This window comes from Pseudomonas sp. LB3P81, assembly GCF_054897965.1.
On sequence record NZ_JBUBVG010000001.1, the window covers coordinates 3,283,704 to 3,299,028 of the forward strand.

General features: G+C 58.1%; 14 protein-coding genes and 1 pseudogene. 12 read left to right on the forward strand and 3 right to left on the reverse strand.

Translation table 11 applies throughout. From position 1 onward, the window contains the following. Positions 1–374: 374 nt before the first annotated feature. Entirely contained in the window at positions 375–2,156 is a 1,782-nt protein-coding gene (locus ACYZTL_RS15095; RefSeq protein ID WP_461952460.1) for a recombinase family protein, read from the reverse strand. Positions 2,157–2,195: 39 nt separating this feature from the next. Between ACYZTL_RS15095 and ACYZTL_RS15100 the strand changes: the two are divergent. From ACYZTL_RS15100 to ACYZTL_RS15110, 3 genes and pseudogenes are all read left to right on the forward strand, one after another. After that, positions 2,196–3,032: pseudogene (locus ACYZTL_RS15100) on the forward strand (PA0069 family radical SAM protein); the annotation flags it as partial. A gap of 244 nt (positions 3,033–3,276) precedes the next feature. Beyond that, positions 3,277–4,008 carry a carbonic anhydrase gene (locus ACYZTL_RS15105; RefSeq protein ID WP_461952461.1) on the forward strand — a complete coding sequence of 244 codons (732 nt, stop codon included), beginning with the start codon at positions 3,277–3,279 and terminating at the stop codon, positions 4,006–4,008. 90 nt (positions 4,009–4,098) lie between these two features. Then, on the forward strand, positions 4,099–5,625 hold the full coding sequence (locus ACYZTL_RS15110) for a SulP family inorganic anion transporter (protein WP_461952462.1): 1,527 nt from the start codon (positions 4,099–4,101) through the stop codon (positions 5,623–5,625). Between the two features lie 58 nt (positions 5,626–5,683). Here the strand turns inward: ACYZTL_RS15110 and ACYZTL_RS15115 are convergent, their stop codons facing one another. Then, positions 5,684–6,334 carry a hypothetical protein gene (locus tag ACYZTL_RS15115; protein ID WP_461952463.1) on the reverse strand — a complete coding sequence of 217 codons (651 nt, stop codon included), beginning with the start codon at positions 6,332–6,334 and terminating at the stop codon, positions 5,684–5,686. A gap of 371 nt (positions 6,335–6,705) precedes the next feature. Here ACYZTL_RS15115 and coxB point away from each other — a divergent pair, with 371 nt between their 5' ends. The 4 genes from coxB (at position 6,706) to ACYZTL_RS15135 (ending at position 11,138) form a co-directional block, all read left to right on the forward strand. Beyond that, positions 6,706–7,833, forward strand: a complete 1,128-nt coding sequence (coxB, locus tag ACYZTL_RS15120; protein WP_461952464.1) for a cytochrome c oxidase subunit II — start codon at positions 6,706–6,708, stop codon at positions 7,831–7,833. Between the two features lie 82 nt (positions 7,834–7,915). Continuing rightward, on the forward strand, positions 7,916–9,508 hold the full coding sequence (gene ctaD / locus ACYZTL_RS15125) for a cytochrome c oxidase subunit I (RefSeq protein ID WP_461952465.1): 1,593 nt from the start codon (positions 7,916–7,918) through the stop codon (positions 9,506–9,508). Between the two features lie 165 nt (positions 9,509–9,673). Beyond that, the gene (locus ACYZTL_RS15130) at positions 9,674–10,225 is read left to right on the forward strand and encodes a cytochrome c oxidase assembly protein (protein WP_461952466.1); all 552 of its coding nucleotides are present in this window, start codon (positions 9,674–9,676) and stop codon (positions 10,223–10,225) included. Between the two features lie 25 nt (positions 10,226–10,250). Continuing rightward, positions 10,251–11,138: a cytochrome c oxidase subunit 3 gene (locus tag ACYZTL_RS15135; protein ID WP_461952467.1), complete on the forward strand. Its 888-nt coding sequence runs from the start codon at positions 10,251–10,253 to the stop codon at positions 11,136–11,138. A gap of 3 nt (positions 11,139–11,141) precedes the next feature. Here the strand turns inward: ACYZTL_RS15135 and ACYZTL_RS15140 are convergent, their stop codons facing one another. Continuing rightward, positions 11,142–11,345, reverse strand: a complete 204-nt coding sequence (locus tag ACYZTL_RS15140) for a twin transmembrane helix small protein (RefSeq protein ID WP_461952468.1) — start codon at positions 11,343–11,345, stop codon at positions 11,142–11,144. Positions 11,346–11,415: 70 nt separating this feature from the next. Here ACYZTL_RS15140 and ACYZTL_RS15145 point away from each other — a divergent pair, with 70 nt between their 5' ends. Genes ACYZTL_RS15145 through ACYZTL_RS15165 form a run of 5 tightly spaced genes read left to right on the forward strand, consistent with a single transcriptional unit; the run spans position 11,416 to position 15,318 of the window. After that, the gene (locus ACYZTL_RS15145; protein WP_461952469.1) at positions 11,416–12,156 is read left to right on the forward strand and encodes an SURF1 family protein; all 741 of its coding nucleotides are present in this window, start codon (positions 11,416–11,418) and stop codon (positions 12,154–12,156) included. Then, positions 12,122–12,715: a hypothetical protein gene (locus ACYZTL_RS15150; protein ID WP_461952470.1), complete on the forward strand. Its 594-nt coding sequence runs from the start codon at positions 12,122–12,124 to the stop codon at positions 12,713–12,715. The genes ACYZTL_RS15145 and ACYZTL_RS15150 overlap by 35 nt, the downstream gene beginning before the upstream one ends. 10 nt (positions 12,716–12,725) lie before the next feature. Then, the gene (locus tag ACYZTL_RS15155) at positions 12,726–13,799 is read left to right on the forward strand and encodes a COX15/CtaA family protein (RefSeq protein WP_461952471.1); all 1,074 of its coding nucleotides are present in this window, start codon (positions 12,726–12,728) and stop codon (positions 13,797–13,799) included. Then, a complete protein-coding gene (cyoE, locus tag ACYZTL_RS15160) occupies positions 13,787–14,686 on the forward strand; it encodes a heme o synthase (RefSeq protein ID WP_461952472.1) in 900 nt (299 codons plus the stop codon). Before ACYZTL_RS15155 ends, cyoE begins: the two co-directional genes overlap by 13 nt. Further along, entirely contained in the window at positions 14,683–15,318 is a 636-nt protein-coding gene (locus tag ACYZTL_RS15165; protein ID WP_461952473.1) for an SCO family protein, read from the forward strand. Before cyoE ends, ACYZTL_RS15165 begins: the two co-directional genes overlap by 4 nt. The last annotated feature ends 7 nt before the right edge of the window (positions 15,319–15,325 follow it).

Sequence of the window (15,325 nt, forward strand, 5' to 3'; positions counted from 1 at the left end):
GAGCTGCTGGGGGGTGCTGACTTTAAGCTCACCCTACGACCTGTCCCATCTCACAGTAGGTCGCTATTTAAGATTGTTGCTGCCAGTTCATGCGGGAAGTTGATACCACCACACTAGCCGACCACTTAGCCTGATTAGGGACAATCCGATCTCATAAATTTACAAGAGTGTAATATTATACAGCATGTAATTTAGATAACAACTAATAAGTTGCATTTTGTTCGGAATAGCTGTAAGGCGATTAGAGGCTCTGTGAGGTGCGGTAGGGGTCAGGGGCTATACGGGTAGCTATTTTCAGAGAACGGCCTTGGCACCCTAAAAACTATGCCGAAATAAGCCTTTCTTGATCGATTCGCAAGCGCTTACCACCCCCTTTACTTTAGAAATAAGTCTGGAGCTATAAAAACTAACCCTTCAAGTTCTACCGGAAGGTCAGCACGCTCAGGTCGATTGTTGCACTGAGGCTTCCTCTTAGGGAGGAGGGAAAGAGCCACATCGTCGTAGATCGGCTTCACTTGCTCAAAGGTAGGTGAGGATATGCCAGCCCGACGCAGGCGTGCTTTGATCCTCTTGATTATCAGCACCTGATGATCCTTGCTGATCCATGTTTGATGGCCGTAGTCGTCGCCTGTACGATTATCTTTCGGCTGCTGGACGTAGGCCACCACCGGGCGGATTCTGTGCGACAAAGCGGGGATTGGCTGTGTCTCTAACTTGCGTGTTGGGAAATGAAGCTCAACCTTAAGGAATATCCCCCGCAGGTATCTGTTCAGCCGCTGTCGGTCGGTGCGAGCTTGTTCACTATGAGATGTCAGCATTGATTCAAAGGAGTCGGCATTGCTGTCTGTCAGAGCAAATGCCCCATCCAGGCTGGCAAGCTCGCGCTTGATACGATCAATGTCAGCATTAGCGGTGGCAATTCCTTTCCGGGTTACAGTAAGCAGGCTGACGTAGGTTTCAGCTTTGTCCTCGTCATCTTCAGCAGCGAATTTATTCTTCAACCCCTCTGCCTTAGCTTCCAATCTGCTCAGTTTTGCGACGGCAACGGTCTCTTCTTTCTTCAGCGCCTTCAACACATCTGAGCCAGAGGCTATGTAGTCTCGGATCGCAGTCCAATGCTCAAATTTAAATAATACACGGCGAAGGAATTCCCCACGGATGGACCTAATCTGATCGTCAACACAGCCACCAGTCATTGATGCTGTGCAGTAGTAGAATTCTTTACCACTCCTGAGCATGAACCGTGTGCTGCCGCCACATTCTGCACAGACGAGAAGGTTACGAAAGATATTGAGGTTGGTTGCATCCTGCCTGCCTGAAAACGGCTTTCGACTCTTGAGGATTGTCTGTACTTCTTCAAACGTAGCTGGAGGGATTACCAGAGGGTAGTAATGTTCCACCACTTGCCCGGTGGGGACATTTTTGCCGTACTCCTTGCTGAGTTCCACCGGAGAGTGCTCGCCTATCAGGCGGCGATTGCGTAACAGGTATTGAATCTGGTGCGTCTTGTAACTGGTGCCAAATTGAGCGTTGAGGCGCCTTCCTGTTTCTGCCACACCGTAGGTTTGAGCGAGAGAGAACATGGTTTCAATGTGTAGGCAAATATCATCAAGCTTGCACCACGCCCCATCCTTCACTACCAACCATTGAGGGCATTTTTCTGTGGCTATCGCGCCTTCAGCCATAGCCTTGTGTTTAGCCCGCCATGACGCCTTCGACATATCCGATTTGCGTAAACTTTCCGAGTGAGCCCTTTCAAACTGGACAATTGCCCGGATGAAACTGTTGCTGGTGAGATCGTCATAAACGGTATCTTCGTCCAACACGGCAATCTTGATACCGGATCGGATCAGGTCAGAAAATATCTCTATGGAGGCGTCGAGCACCTGACGTGATAGCCGGTCCCAGTTCTCAATTAGAAGGTAGCTGCCGGGTGGGATCTCCCCATCACGCACCTTCTGAAGGAATCCCGAAAGCTGACCTTTCTTTGCATTCGCTCCACGGAAGCTACTGATACCGTGATCCTCAAGTCTGGTATCAACCATGAGGTTGTGCCTACTGACAAAGGATTCAATGCGCTCAGATTGGCGAACGACGGAGTTACCATCCTTCTGTTTCTGGCTGGAAAAGCGAACGTATGGAAAGCATAGAGGCACGGTGGCAAGCTCAGTAACCTATCGGTACGTTTAATTTATCACAGCTGCATCTATTGCTATGCACGGCCCAGCCACGCTTATTGGGACATGTCACCCGGGCTGGATTTCGAAACAAAACTGATTGCCAAGACCAATGCCGCCGACGTGCTGGAGGAACAGTTGTCCAGACGCGGCTATCAATGCGCACCGATCAACCTGGGCTCCAACACCGATCCGTACCAGCCCATCGAACGCGAACACAAGATCACTCGCAAAACCCTGGAAGTGCTGCTGCGTTACCGTCACCCGGTGACGATCATCACCAAGGGCTCGCTGATTCTGCGTGACCTGGACCTGTTGGCCGAACTCGCCGAACAACGGCTGGTGGCGGTGATGATCAGCCTCACCACCCTGGACGATGAGCTCAAACGCATCCTCGAACCGCGTGCCGCTGCGCCCAAGGCCCGTCTACGGGCGATCCGTGTGATGCGTGAAGCCGGGATTCCGGTGGGTGTGCTGTGTTCGCCGATGATTCCGATGATCAACGATAGCGAGCTCGAAAGCCTGCTGACCGAGGCGCAGGCGGCCGGCGCGCAAAGTGCGGCCTACATGATGTTGCGCCTGCCACTGGAAGTGGCGCCGTTGTTCGAGGAGTGGCTGGCGGCCCACTATCCTCAACGTGCCGCTCATGTGTTGAGCCTGATCCGCCAGAGCCGCGGCGGTGAGCTCTACGACAGTCGGTTTGGCAGCCGGATGCGTGGTGAAGGTCCATTTGCCGACCTGTTGGCGCAACGGTTTGCCAAAACTATCAAACGCCTGGGACTCAATCGCCGGGAAGGTTTCAATCTGGACAACGACGCCTTCTGTCCTCCGGGTCGCCAGATGTCGTTGATTTGAGGACAATTGGCCTATGGTTGAGAAGTAGGAAACGTGCGGTATATTTAGGCTGGTCACGTTTTTTATGACCTTGAACACACGTTCTAGAGCGGTTGATTCAGTTTGAGTTAAGTTTCGGCAGCTACCTTGTTCACCGAGTGACTGACGGGTCGAGATTTCTCGCCTGGATGTTTTTTAAACAGCCACTGGCTTCACACCGGACAAAACGGGAAAATTCCCTGACTCCGCCAATGAGGATGAATTCATGAGTGATAAGGATAAACAGCCGTTGGCTGCGTCGGCTCCAGCCCAACCCGAGGCGGAAACCGCCGATGCAGCGTTGAAGCATATTGTTGACGGCTTTTTGCATTTTCATCATGAGATCTTTCCGCAGCAGGAAGAACTCTTCAAAAAGCTCGCCACGGCCCAACAGCCACGGGCGATGTTCATTACCTGCGCCGACTCGCGCATCGTGCCCGAACTGATCACCCACAGTTCGCCTGGCGATCTTTTCGTGACCCGCAACGTTGGCAACGTCGTGCCGCCTTACGGTCAGATGAACGGTGGCGTTTCCACCGCCATCGAGTACGCGGTGCTGGCGCTGGGCGTGCAACACATCATCATCTGCGGCCACTCCGATTGTGGCGCGATGCGTGCGGTGCTCAATCCCGCCAGCCTGGAAAAGATGCCCACGGTCAAAGCCTGGCTGCGGCATGCAGAAGTCGCGAAAACCATGGTGCAGGACAACTGCAACTGCACCGACGAAAACGAGAGCATGCACATCCTCACCGAAGAGAATGTCATCGCCCAATTGCAGCACTTGCGTACTCATCCCTCGGTAGCCTCGCGCATGGCGAACGGTCATCTGTTCATCCATGGCTGGGTCTATGACATCAAAACCAGCGAAATCAAAGCTTACGACGCGGATCAGGCTTGTTTCCTGCCGCTCGATGGCAGCCATCCGATACCGGTGGCGACGCCCAAAGCGCGCTTCTAAATCTTCCTAAAAATCTGTGTGGTTTGACGCCGGCCGCTGTCTCAGCGGTCCGGCCTTGCCATGCCTGAAGAAAACTTCGGGAGAAACACCATGCGTGCTGCGCAACTCAAAGCTGTTCTGCCACGGGAGCTGCTGGCTTCAGTGGTTGTGTTTCTGGTCGCCCTGCCCTTGTGCATGGGCATCGCCATTGCTTCGGGATTACCGCCTGCCAAAGGCCTGATCACCGGGATCATCGGTGGTCTGGTCGTGGGTTGGCTCGCGGGTTCGCCACTGCAAGTCAGCGGTCCGGCGGCGGGTTTGGCCGTTCTGGTGTTCGAACTGGTGCGCCAGCACGGCATCGCCATGCTCGGGCCGATTCTGCTGCTGGCGGGTTTTCTGCAATTGGTCGCCGGACGTTTGAAGCTGGGCTGCTGGTTTCGGGTAACAGCGCCGGCGGTGGTTTACGGCATGCTCGCCGGGATTGGCGTGCTGATCGTGTTGTCACAGGTGCATGTGATGCTCGACGCCGTACCCAAACCGTCGGGGCTGGATAACCTGGCGGCCTTTCCGGCTGCCGTGGCGCAAGCCTTGCCTTCTTTTGGTTGGCAGGCCGGTCTGCTCGGGCTCGCAACAATAGTGGTGATGTACCTGTGGGAAAAACTCCGCCCACATTCCCTGCGCTTTGTTCCGGGAGCGTTACTGGGCGTAGGTCTGGCGACTGTTGCCAGCCTGATGCTCGCCTTGCAGGTTAAACGCGTGGAAGTCCCGGCCAATCTGGCGGAAGCCATCGACTGGCTGAAACCGGCGGACTTGCTCAATCTTGCTGACCCGACTTTGCTGATCGCCGCCTTCGCTGTCGCCTTCATCGCCAGTGCCGAAACCTTGCTGTCGGCCGCTGCGGTGGACCGCATGCACAACGGTCAACGCTCTGACTTCGATCGGGAACTGTCGGCTCAGGGAGTCGGCAACATGCTCTGCGGCCTGCTCGGTGCGCTGCCGATGACCGGCGTGATTGTGCGCAGCTCGGCCAACGTGCAGGCCGGCGCCACCACACGAATGTCGACAATATTCCATGGCCTGTGGCTGCTGGCGTTCGTTTTGCTGTTGTCGAGCGTGCTGCAAAGCATTCCCGTGGCGAGCCTGGCGGGTGTGCTGGTTTACACCGGTTTCAAATTGGTGGACCTCAAAGCCTTTCGCGGTCTGGGCCGATACGGCCGGATGCCGATGTTCACCTACGCCGCAACGGCGCTGGCGATCATCTTTACCGACTTGCTGACGGGCGTGTTGATCGGCTTCGGTTTGACCTTGGCCAAGCTTGCGTGGAAAGCCTCGCGGTTGAAGATCAGCCTGATCGATCTGCCCAAGGACGGCGAAATGGAGTTGCGATTGATTGGGGCAGCGACCTTTCTCAAGGTGCCGGCGTTGACTCAGGTGCTGGGGACCATTCCCGCCGGTGCGACGGTGCATGTGCCGCTCAATAACCTGAGCTACATCGATCACTCGTGTCTGGAGTTGCTGGAGGAATGGGGACGAGCCAATGCGGCCAAGGGTTCGACGCTGTTGATTGAAGCGCGGGGGTTGAAGCGCAGGCTTGAAGGGCGGTTGCGGACCACAGCCGGAGTGGGTTCTACGGCATAAAGAGAAACCATGTGGGAGCGGGCTTGCTCCCACAGGGGATGGCGTTGATTCCCAAGAATCAGGCTGCTGGCTGATCCAGCTCCAGCCCTACGCCCAAACGGCGCGACATGCACGGCCAGCGCTTCCACGCAGCGCCGGTATCCGGGCTGCTGAGCTTCTCGCGGTAGGCTTCCACCGACTCCAGCGCAAAGCTTTCGTCGTCGAGCATGCGGTCCACCGCGTGGTGCACCACTTCATCCAGTTGGTTGGCAAATTCCTCACCGATCAGTTGGTGAGCAATCAGGTTGGCGACAGTCATGTCCAATGGGATCAGTGGCTGGCCCAAGTGCTTGATGTACAGGTCGTTGACCTCTTCGACAAACCGATGCGCCAGATAGGCTTCGTCCAATAGGCTATCGAGCCCGATGTGACCCGCCATGATCGTCGGCGGCTGGAGGAAGTACTGTTCGGCAATTTTCAGCACCGGTTTGATCTGTGACTCGATACCCGCTTCCCTGGCGACTTCATTGGCTGCATCCAGCAGATCAGGAACTTCTTCGATGTAGGCGGCGACAAAACGCGTCAGCACGCCGTTCGCATCCGCCTCCGGCAATTGGATCGACGGATGTAGTTGTGGCAGTTTGTTTTCAAGCTGACGCGTCAACAGGCCGGTCTCGGCCTCGTGTTGTTTGGCTTTTTGGATCTGCTCGCGCAATGCGGCGGTGTTCATGAAAACTCCAGGAAACAAAGGCAGTGAAATAGGGAAGACATAACTTAGCTGGCATATGAAAAAGGCTAAGACGCATTTGTCATAATTATTTCATCCTTGAGACGGTAGAGTTATATCCATTTGCCACCACTCGTCTGCATCCTTCTCCATTCGGGACCTTGAACGCAAGTCCCAGCTGTTTCAGATGATTTACGCCCTCACATTGCGAGGTAGCAGTCGCTGTCTATACTCGGGTTGGAATGGAGTTAGCTGATGACGCCCGACTGCAAATGCAGCAAGACCCGGCGATTCAAGTTCGTAGTCTGATGCAGCCGCTCCCTTGCCGCAGGTGAAAGCCGGCGGGATAAAAAGAACGATAAGGGGAACCCGCAATGATGCGACATCCACATGTCTGGATGGGCCTCCTGTTGTGGTCGATTTTCAGTCAGGCCCAAGCGGCCTGGACTGTGAATATGGCGCCGGGAGCGACTGAAATCAGTCACGCTGTGTTTGACCTGCACATGACCATTTTCTGGATCTGTGTAGTGATCGGCATCATCGTCTTTGGCGCCATGTTCTGGTCGATGATTCTGCACCGCCGCTCGACCGGGCAGGTGGCGGCAAAATTTCATGAAAGCACCACCGTCGAAATCCTCTGGACCGTCGTGCCCTTCATCATTCTGGTGGCGATGGCAGTACCGGCGACGGCGACCCTGATCAAAATGTACGACGCCAGTGAGCCGGATATCGATATCCAGGTCACCGGCTACCAATGGAAGTGGCACTACAAATACCTGGGCCAGGATGTCGAGTTCTTCAGCAACCTGGCCACCCCCGCCGATCAGATCCACAACAAGGAAATTAAGGGCGAGCACTACTTGCTTGAGGTCGACAAGCCTTTGGTGCTGCCGATCGGCGCCAAAGTGCGTTTCCTGGTGACCTCCGCCGACGTCATCCACTCTTGGTGGGTGCCGGCCTTCGCGGTCAAACGCGATGCGATTCCGGGGTTCGTCAATGAAGCCTGGACCCGCGTCGACAAGCCCGGCCTCTACCGTGGCCAGTGCGCCGAATTGTGCGGCAAGGACCACGGCTTCATGCCGATCGTGGTCGAGGTCAAGGAAAAGGCCGATTACGAAAAATGGCTGGGCGAGCGCAAGGCTGAAGCCGCGCAACTCAAGGAGCTGACCAGCAAGGAATGGACCCTCGACGAGCTCAAGGAGCGCGGCGACAAGGTCTATCACACCACTTGCGTGGCCTGTCACCAGGCCGAAGGCCAGGGCCTGCCGCCGATGTTCCCGGCGCTCAAGGGCTCGAAAATCGCCACCGGCCCGATCAAGGATCACCTGAGCATTGTCTTCCACGGCAAGCCCGGCACCTCGATGGCGGCGTTCGGCAAACAACTCTCGGAAGTCGATATCGCAGCGGTCGTGACCTACGAACGTAACGCCTGGGGCAACAACAAGGGCGACATGGTCACTCCTAAAGAAGTGCTGGAGCTGAAACAGGCGGAAAGCAAATGACCCGGTCTATTGCGTGCACCAGGAACCGGTCGGGGCAATACGCCCCGGCCCGCCCAGCCCATCTGTTTGCAGGAGACCGGACATGACTGCTGTCATCGATGACCCTGTTCATACCCACACCGAACACGCCCACGGCCCTGCCAAAGGCCTGATGCGCTGGGTGCTGACCACCAACCACAAGGATATCGGCACGCTGTACCTGTGGTTTGCGTTCTCCATGTTCCTCTTGGGCGGTACGTTCGCGATGGTGATTCGCGCCGAACTGTTCCAACCGGGGCTGCAGATCGTCCAGCCGGAATTCTTCAACCAGATGACCACCATGCACGGTCTAGTGATGGTGTTCGGTGCGGTGATGCCAGCTTTCGTCGGCCTCGCCAACTGGATGATCCCGCTGATGATCGGCGCGCCGGACATGGCCCTGCCACGGATGAACAACTTCAGCTTCTGGCTGCTGCCGGCGGCGTTCATTTTGCTGGTGTCGACCCTGTTCTCCCCCAGTGGCGGACCGAACTTCGGCTGGACGTTCTACGCCCCGCTGTCGACGACCTACGCACCGGAAAGCGTGACCTTCTTCATCTTTGCCATCCACCTGATGGGGATCAGTTCGATCATGGGCGCGATCAACGTGATCGCCACCATCCTCAATCTGCGCGCCCCTGGCATGACGTTGATGAAAATGCCGCTGTTCGTCTGGACCTGGCTGATCACCGCGTTCCTGCTGATTGCGGTGATGCCAGTGCTGGCCGGTTGCGTGACGATGATGCTGATGGACATCCACTTCGGCACCAGCTTCTTCAGTGCCGCCGGTGGCGGTGATCCGGTGTTGTTCCAGCATGTGTTCTGGTTCTTCGGGCACCCCGAGGTGTACATCATGATCCTGCCGGCCTTCGGCGCCGTCAGCTCGATCATTCCGGCCTTTTCGCGCAAGCCGCTGTTTGGCTACACCTCGATGGTCTATGCCACAGCGAGTATCGCGTTCCTGTCGTTCATCGTTTGGGCGCACCACATGTTCGTGGTCGGCATTCCGCTGGTGGGCGAGTTGTTCTTCATGTACGCGACGTTGCTGATTGCGGTGCCGACCGGGGTGAAAGTGTTCAACTGGGCCAGCACCATGTGGCAAGGCTCGCTGACCTTTGAGACACCGATGCTGTTTGCGGTGGCGTTCGTGATCCTGTTCTCCATCGGCGGCTTCTCCGGGTTGATGCTGGCCATCGCCCCGGCGGACTTCCAGTACCAGGACACCTACTTCGTGGTCGCGCATTTCCACTACGTGCTGGTGCCGGGGGCGATCTTCGGGATCTTCGCCTCGGCTTACTACTGGCTGCCGAAATGGACCGGCCACATGTACGACGAAACCCTCGGCAAGCTGCACTTCTGGCTGTCGTTCATCGGCATGAACATGGCGTTCTTCCCGATGCACTTCGTGGGGCTGGCGGGTATGCCGCGGCGGATTCCGGATTACAACCTGCAATTTGCCGACTTCAACATGGTGTCGTCGATCGGCGCGTTCATGTTCGGCGCCACGCAGATCTTCTTCCTGTTCATCGTGATCAAGACCATTCGCGGCGGCCCGAAAGCACCGGCCAAACCGTGGGATGGGGCGGAAGGCCTGGAGTGGAGCATCCCGTCACCGGCGCCGTATCACACCTTCACCACGCCGCCGGAAGTGAAATGAACACGCGGACCTTTGTGGGAGCGAGCATGTGTGGCGAGGGAGCTTGCTCCCGCTGGGTCGCGAAGCGGCCCCAAAAGCTTTGCGTCTGCTTCGCAGCCGAGCGGGAGCAAGCTCCCTCGCCACACATGCTCGCTCCCACAGGTTCATGCGTAGGAGTTGGAAATCATGGCTGACTCGATTTCGATGAAGAAACTGGTCACCCGCCTGTTGCTGGTGGTGGTGGCGATGTTCGTCTTCGGGTTTGCCCTGGTGCCGATCTACGACGTGATGTGCAAGGCGTTCGGCATCAACGGCAAGACCGCCGGGCAGTATGAAGGCGAGCAAACCGTCGACACGTCACGGCAGGTGCGGGTGCAGTTTCTGTCGACCAACTCCGCCGACATGTCCTGGGATTTCTACCCCAAGAGCGACGAGCTGACGGCCAACCCGGGAGCGGTGAACGAGATGATTTTCATCGCCCATAACCCGACTGATAAGCCGATGAGCGCGCAAGCGGTGCCGAGCATCGCGCCGAGCAACGCGGCAGCGTATTTCCACAAGACCGAATGCTTCTGCTTTACCCAGCAAGTGCTGCAGCCCGGTCAACGGATCGAGATGCCGGTACGTTTCATCGTTGACCGTGACATACCCAAGGATGTGAAGCACCTGACGCTGTCCTACACGCTGTTCGATATCACCGCCCGACATCCACCGGTGGCTGTAAATACTGGCGGCTGAGCGTGCCCGATAAGGAGAACAATAAATGGCAACTCATGAGCACTATTACGTACCGGCCCAGAGCAAATGGCCGATCATCGCCACGGTCGGGATGTTCGTCACCGTGTTCGGCCTGGCCACCTGGTTCAACGATCTGAAAGCGGCGCGGCCGGAATCCCATGGCCCGCTGATCTTTTTTGTCGGCGGCCTGCTGCTGGCGTACATGCTGTTCGGCTGGTTCGGCACGGTGATCAAGGAAAGTCGCGGGGGCTTGTACAGCGCACAGATGGATCGCTCGTTCCGCTGGGGTATGAGCTGGTTCATTTTCTCGGAAGTGATGTTCTTCATCGCGTTCTTCGGTGCGCTGTTTTATGTGCGGCAAGTCTCCGGTCCGGCGCTCGGTGGCGAAGGCACTAAAGGCCTCGCTCACATGCTCTGGCCGAACTTCGAATTCGTCTGGCCATTGCTGAACAACCCTGACTCGAAACTGTTCCCGCCACCCAAGGAAGTCATCAGCCCGTGGGGCCTGCCGCTGCTCAACACCGTGTTGCTGGTAAGTTCCAGCGTGACCGTGACCATCGCCCACCACGCCTTGAAAAAGGGCCATCGCGGCGCGCTGAAAGTCTGGCTGGCGATCACCGTATTGCTGGGTTGCGCGTTCCTTGGCTTCCAGGCCGAAGAGTACATCCATGCCTACAAGGAACTGGGCCTGACCCTGGGTTCCGGCATCTACGGCGCGACGTTTTTCATGCTCACCGGGTTCCACGGCGCCCACGTCACCATGGGCACCATCATTCTGTTCGTGATGCTGATGCGGATCCTGCGCGGGCACTTCGATAACGAGCACCAATTCGGATTCGAGGCGGCGAGTTGGTATTGGCACTTCGTGGATGTGGTGTGGATCGGGCTTTTCGTTTTCGTCTACGTGCTCTGAGGCTTACCAGGGCACGTTCGACACCAGCTGGCCGCTGAAAAGACCCCAGGTGATCAACCCGAGGGTAATGGCTGCCAGTGCAACACGAACACTCAAGGCAATGACGAGGCGGTTCGAGCTGCTGTCGTCCTTGACCAAAAAAAACAGGCCGCTGAACAGGCTGACAACCGTGGCAATCAGCATCAGGACGATAGCTGCTTTGAGCATGGTGGAACTCCGGGGGAAAGGCGATGCACTTGAGTATAGCTATCGCGGCCAACGACTTTCTGGCGACGCCATGAAGCGCTTTCGGCCGGGCATCGTGCCGACGCTGGTGGTCGCCATCCTGCTGCCGTTGCTGGTGTCGCTCGGCTTCTGGCAACTGAGCCGGGGCGCGGAGAAAAGCGCGCTGCTGCACACCTACGCCGAGCGCCGTGCCGCCGCACCGATGGCCAGCACCGAACTGCAACACACCGAGGATCCGGCCTTTCGCCGGGTTCGCCTGCACGGCCAGTTCGATGCGGCGCACAGCCTGTTGCTGGACAACCGTCAGCGCGACGGCAAGGTTGGTGTCGAGCTGCTGCAACCGTTTCAGGATCAGGCCACCGGACTATGGCTGCTGGTCAATCGCGGCTGGCTGCCGTGGCCGGACCGGCGCACCCCGCCGCAACTCACCACGCCGACTCAGGCATTGAGCCTTGATGCCTGGGTCTATGTTTCGCCTGGCGCGACCTTTCAATTACAGGCCGATCCGAGCACTACAACCTGGCCTCGGTTAGTGACTGCCGTCGTGCCTTCGAAGCTCTGGACCGCGCTGGACCGTGAAGGTTTTGCCTACGAATTACGCGCAGAAACCGGCCCCGCCTCCTACCAGGCCGATTGGCCGGTGGTGGCCATGGGGCCGGAAAAAAACATCGCCTATGCCGTGCAGTGGTTCGCCATGTCGATCGCCCTGTTCGGCCTCTATCTCTACCTCGGCTGGCACAACGCAAAGGAGAAACACCATGGGAGCGGCCATGAATCCACCCGGCATGTCTGAGGCGAAAACACCGGCGAACCGGCGCAAGGGCCGCTTGCAGTTGCTGCTGATCCTGCTTGGGGTGATCGGACCGATGATCCTCGCCACCGGCATGTACAAATTGCAGTTCTGGGTGCCGGAAGGTCGCAGCTATCACGGCGAGCTGATCGGCAACGGCCAGACCCGCGCCGACCTCGGCGTGCAGGCGCAGGAGGATCGCTGGCAATTGCTGGTCACGGCGCCCAAGGAGTGCTCGGTCGACTGCCAACAATTGGTCTACTTGGCGCGGCAAGTCCAGATCGGCCTCGGCCGCGATGCCGGTCGCGCCAGTCACGCCCTCGCCGCGGCACAACCGCTGAGCAGTGATTACGACGCCAAACTTCTGCGCGAGTATCCTCAATTGCAGCGCTATCCACTGAACCTGACCGACTTCCATAAAACAGCCGGCGACAAGGCTGTGCCGCAGCTGTGGATCATCGACCCGCACGGCAATCTGGTGCTGCGCTACGACCCGACAGTGAAGGGCAAGGACTTGCTCAACGACCTGCGCCACCTGCTGAAACTGTCGAACATCGGATAAGGGCATCGTCATGGCCAAACCTGGATTTCGCCTCGCGCTGTTTGCCACCCTGCTGGCACTAATTGTGGTGTTGCTCGGCGCCTACACTCGCCTGACCCATGCCGGCCTCGGCTGCCCGGACTGGCCGGGCTGCTACGGTTTTATCAGCGTGCCGAAAAGCGAAACCCAACTGGCCCATGCCGAACTGCATTTTCCCGATGCGCCCGTCGAAGCGCACAAGGGCTGGAACGAAATGGTCCACCGCTACTTCGCCGGCACGCTGGGTTTGTTGATTTCGGTGCTGGCCGGGCGCGCCTGGGTGCATCGTCGGCATCCGGGGCAACCGGTGAAGTTGCCGTTGTTTCTGCTGGCGGTGGTGATTGCCCAAGCGGCGTTCGGTATGTGGACGGTGACGCTCAAGCTCTGGCCGCAAGTGGTGACCGGGCATTTGCTCGGTGGTTTTGCCACGCTGAGCCTGTTGTTTCTGCTGACCTTGCGCCTGTCCGGCGTGCTGCCGGCGCTGACTGTGCCCCGGCGTTTGCAGTACTGGGCGACGGCCGGGTTGCTGCTGGTGATCCTGCAAATCGCCCTCGGTGGCTGGGTCAGTTCCAACTACGCAGCGGTGGCCTGCATCGACTTCCCGACCTGTCATGGGCAATGGCTACCCCCGGCGGACTTCGCCAACGGATTTCACCTGACGCAACACATCGGCCCCAATTACCTGGGCGGGCAACTCGACAGCGATGCCCGTACCGCGATTCACCTGACTCACCGTATCGGCGCATTGCTAGTGACACTGGTGCTGCTCGGTCTGGCGTGGCAACTGAAAGTCGTTGGAATGACGCGACTCGCCGGTCTGGTGCTGATCGCCCTCGCCGCACAAATCACCCTCGGTATCAGCAACGTGCTGTTTCACCTGCCGCTGCCAGTGGCCGTCGCGCATAACGCCGGCGGCGCGGCGCTGCTGCTGACGATGGTGCTGGTCAATTACCACGCGCGAACCAGTCTGGTTCGGATCAAGCAACAGACACGCTGGCGCTTCAGCCCACGCAAACACTCAGCCGGGCCCATAACAATAAAAGGAGAGATGCCATGGCGACTCTGATCGGCGCACGTCACAGTCAGGCGATCTGGCGTGACTATCTGGAGCTGACCAAGCCGAAAGTGGTGGTGCTGATGCTCATCACCTCGCTGGTCGGCATGTTCCTCGCGACCCGCGCCGGGGTGCCGTGGACGGTGCTGGTGTTCGGTAATCTGGGGATCGCCTTGTGTGCCGGCGGTGCGGCGGCGGTCAACCATGTGGTGGACCGGCGGATCGATGCAGTCATGGCGCGCACCCATAAACGTCCCCTGGCCGAAGGCCGGGTTTCACCGACGGCGGCGCTGACGTTCGCATTGGTGCTGGCGGTGTTGGGTCAGGCGTTGTTGCTGGCGTTCACCAATCCACTGACGGCGTGGCTGACACTGGCTTCCCTGCTCGGTTACGCCGTGGTCTACACCGGTTTCCTGAAACGCGCGACGCCGCAGAACATCGTCATCGGCGGCCTGGCCGGTGCCGCCCCGCCGCTGCTCGGCTGGACCGCCGCCACCGGTCATGTCAGTGCCGAGCCACTGCTGCTGGTGCTGATTATCTTCGCCTGGACCCCGCCGCATTTCTGGGCCCTGGCGATCCATCGCAAAGAGGAATACGCCAAGGCCGACATTCCGATGCTGCCGGTGACCCACGGCGAGCACTACACCAAAATTCATATCCTGCTTTATACCTTCGCGCTGCTGGCCGTCAGCCTGATGCCTTACGTCATCCACATGAGCGGTGTGCTCTACCTGATTTGTGCGCTGGGACTGGGCGCGAAGTTTCTGCAATGGGCCGTGGTGCTGTACCGTGGCACTCGGCCGCACGCGGCGATCGACACGTTCAAGTACTCTATTTACTACTTGTTCCTGCTGTTTATCGCGCTGCTCGTAGACCACTACCTACTGTTGAACCTATGACTCGAACTCAGAAAACCGTCTTCATCCTCGTCGCCCTGATCGCGCTGGTTCTGGGCCTGACCATCAACAAAGTGCTGTCCGGCAAAGGCCAGGGCGACCCGACCGCGTTGATCGACGCCGGCATCATTCTGTTGCCACAAAGCCGCAATCTGCCAAACGTGACGATGACCGATCAGGACGGCAAACCGGTGGCGGTCAATGAGCTCAAAGACAAGTGGAGTCTGCTGTTCTTCGGCTACACCTTCTGCCCGGACATCTGCCCGACCACCCTCGCCCAACTGCGCCAGATCAAGAGCGAACTGCCGCCGGAGGCTGTGGATAAATTGCAGATCATCCTGGTGAGCATCGATCCGAACCGCGATACACCCAAGCAGCTCAAGCAATACCTGGGCTACTTCGATCCGCAGTTCCAAGGGCTGACTGCGTCGTCGGTGGAAGACATTCAGAAGCTGGCCAACGCGGTGAGCATTCCGTTCATTCCGGCGGACACCAACAAGCCGAATTACACGGTTGATCACAGCGGCAACCTGGCGGTGATCGGGCCGGACGGGACGCAGCGCGGGTTCATTCGGGCGCCGTTGAACAACGCAAAGTTGGTGGCGCAGTTGCCGGTGATGCTCAATCGCAAATAGTTTGAAC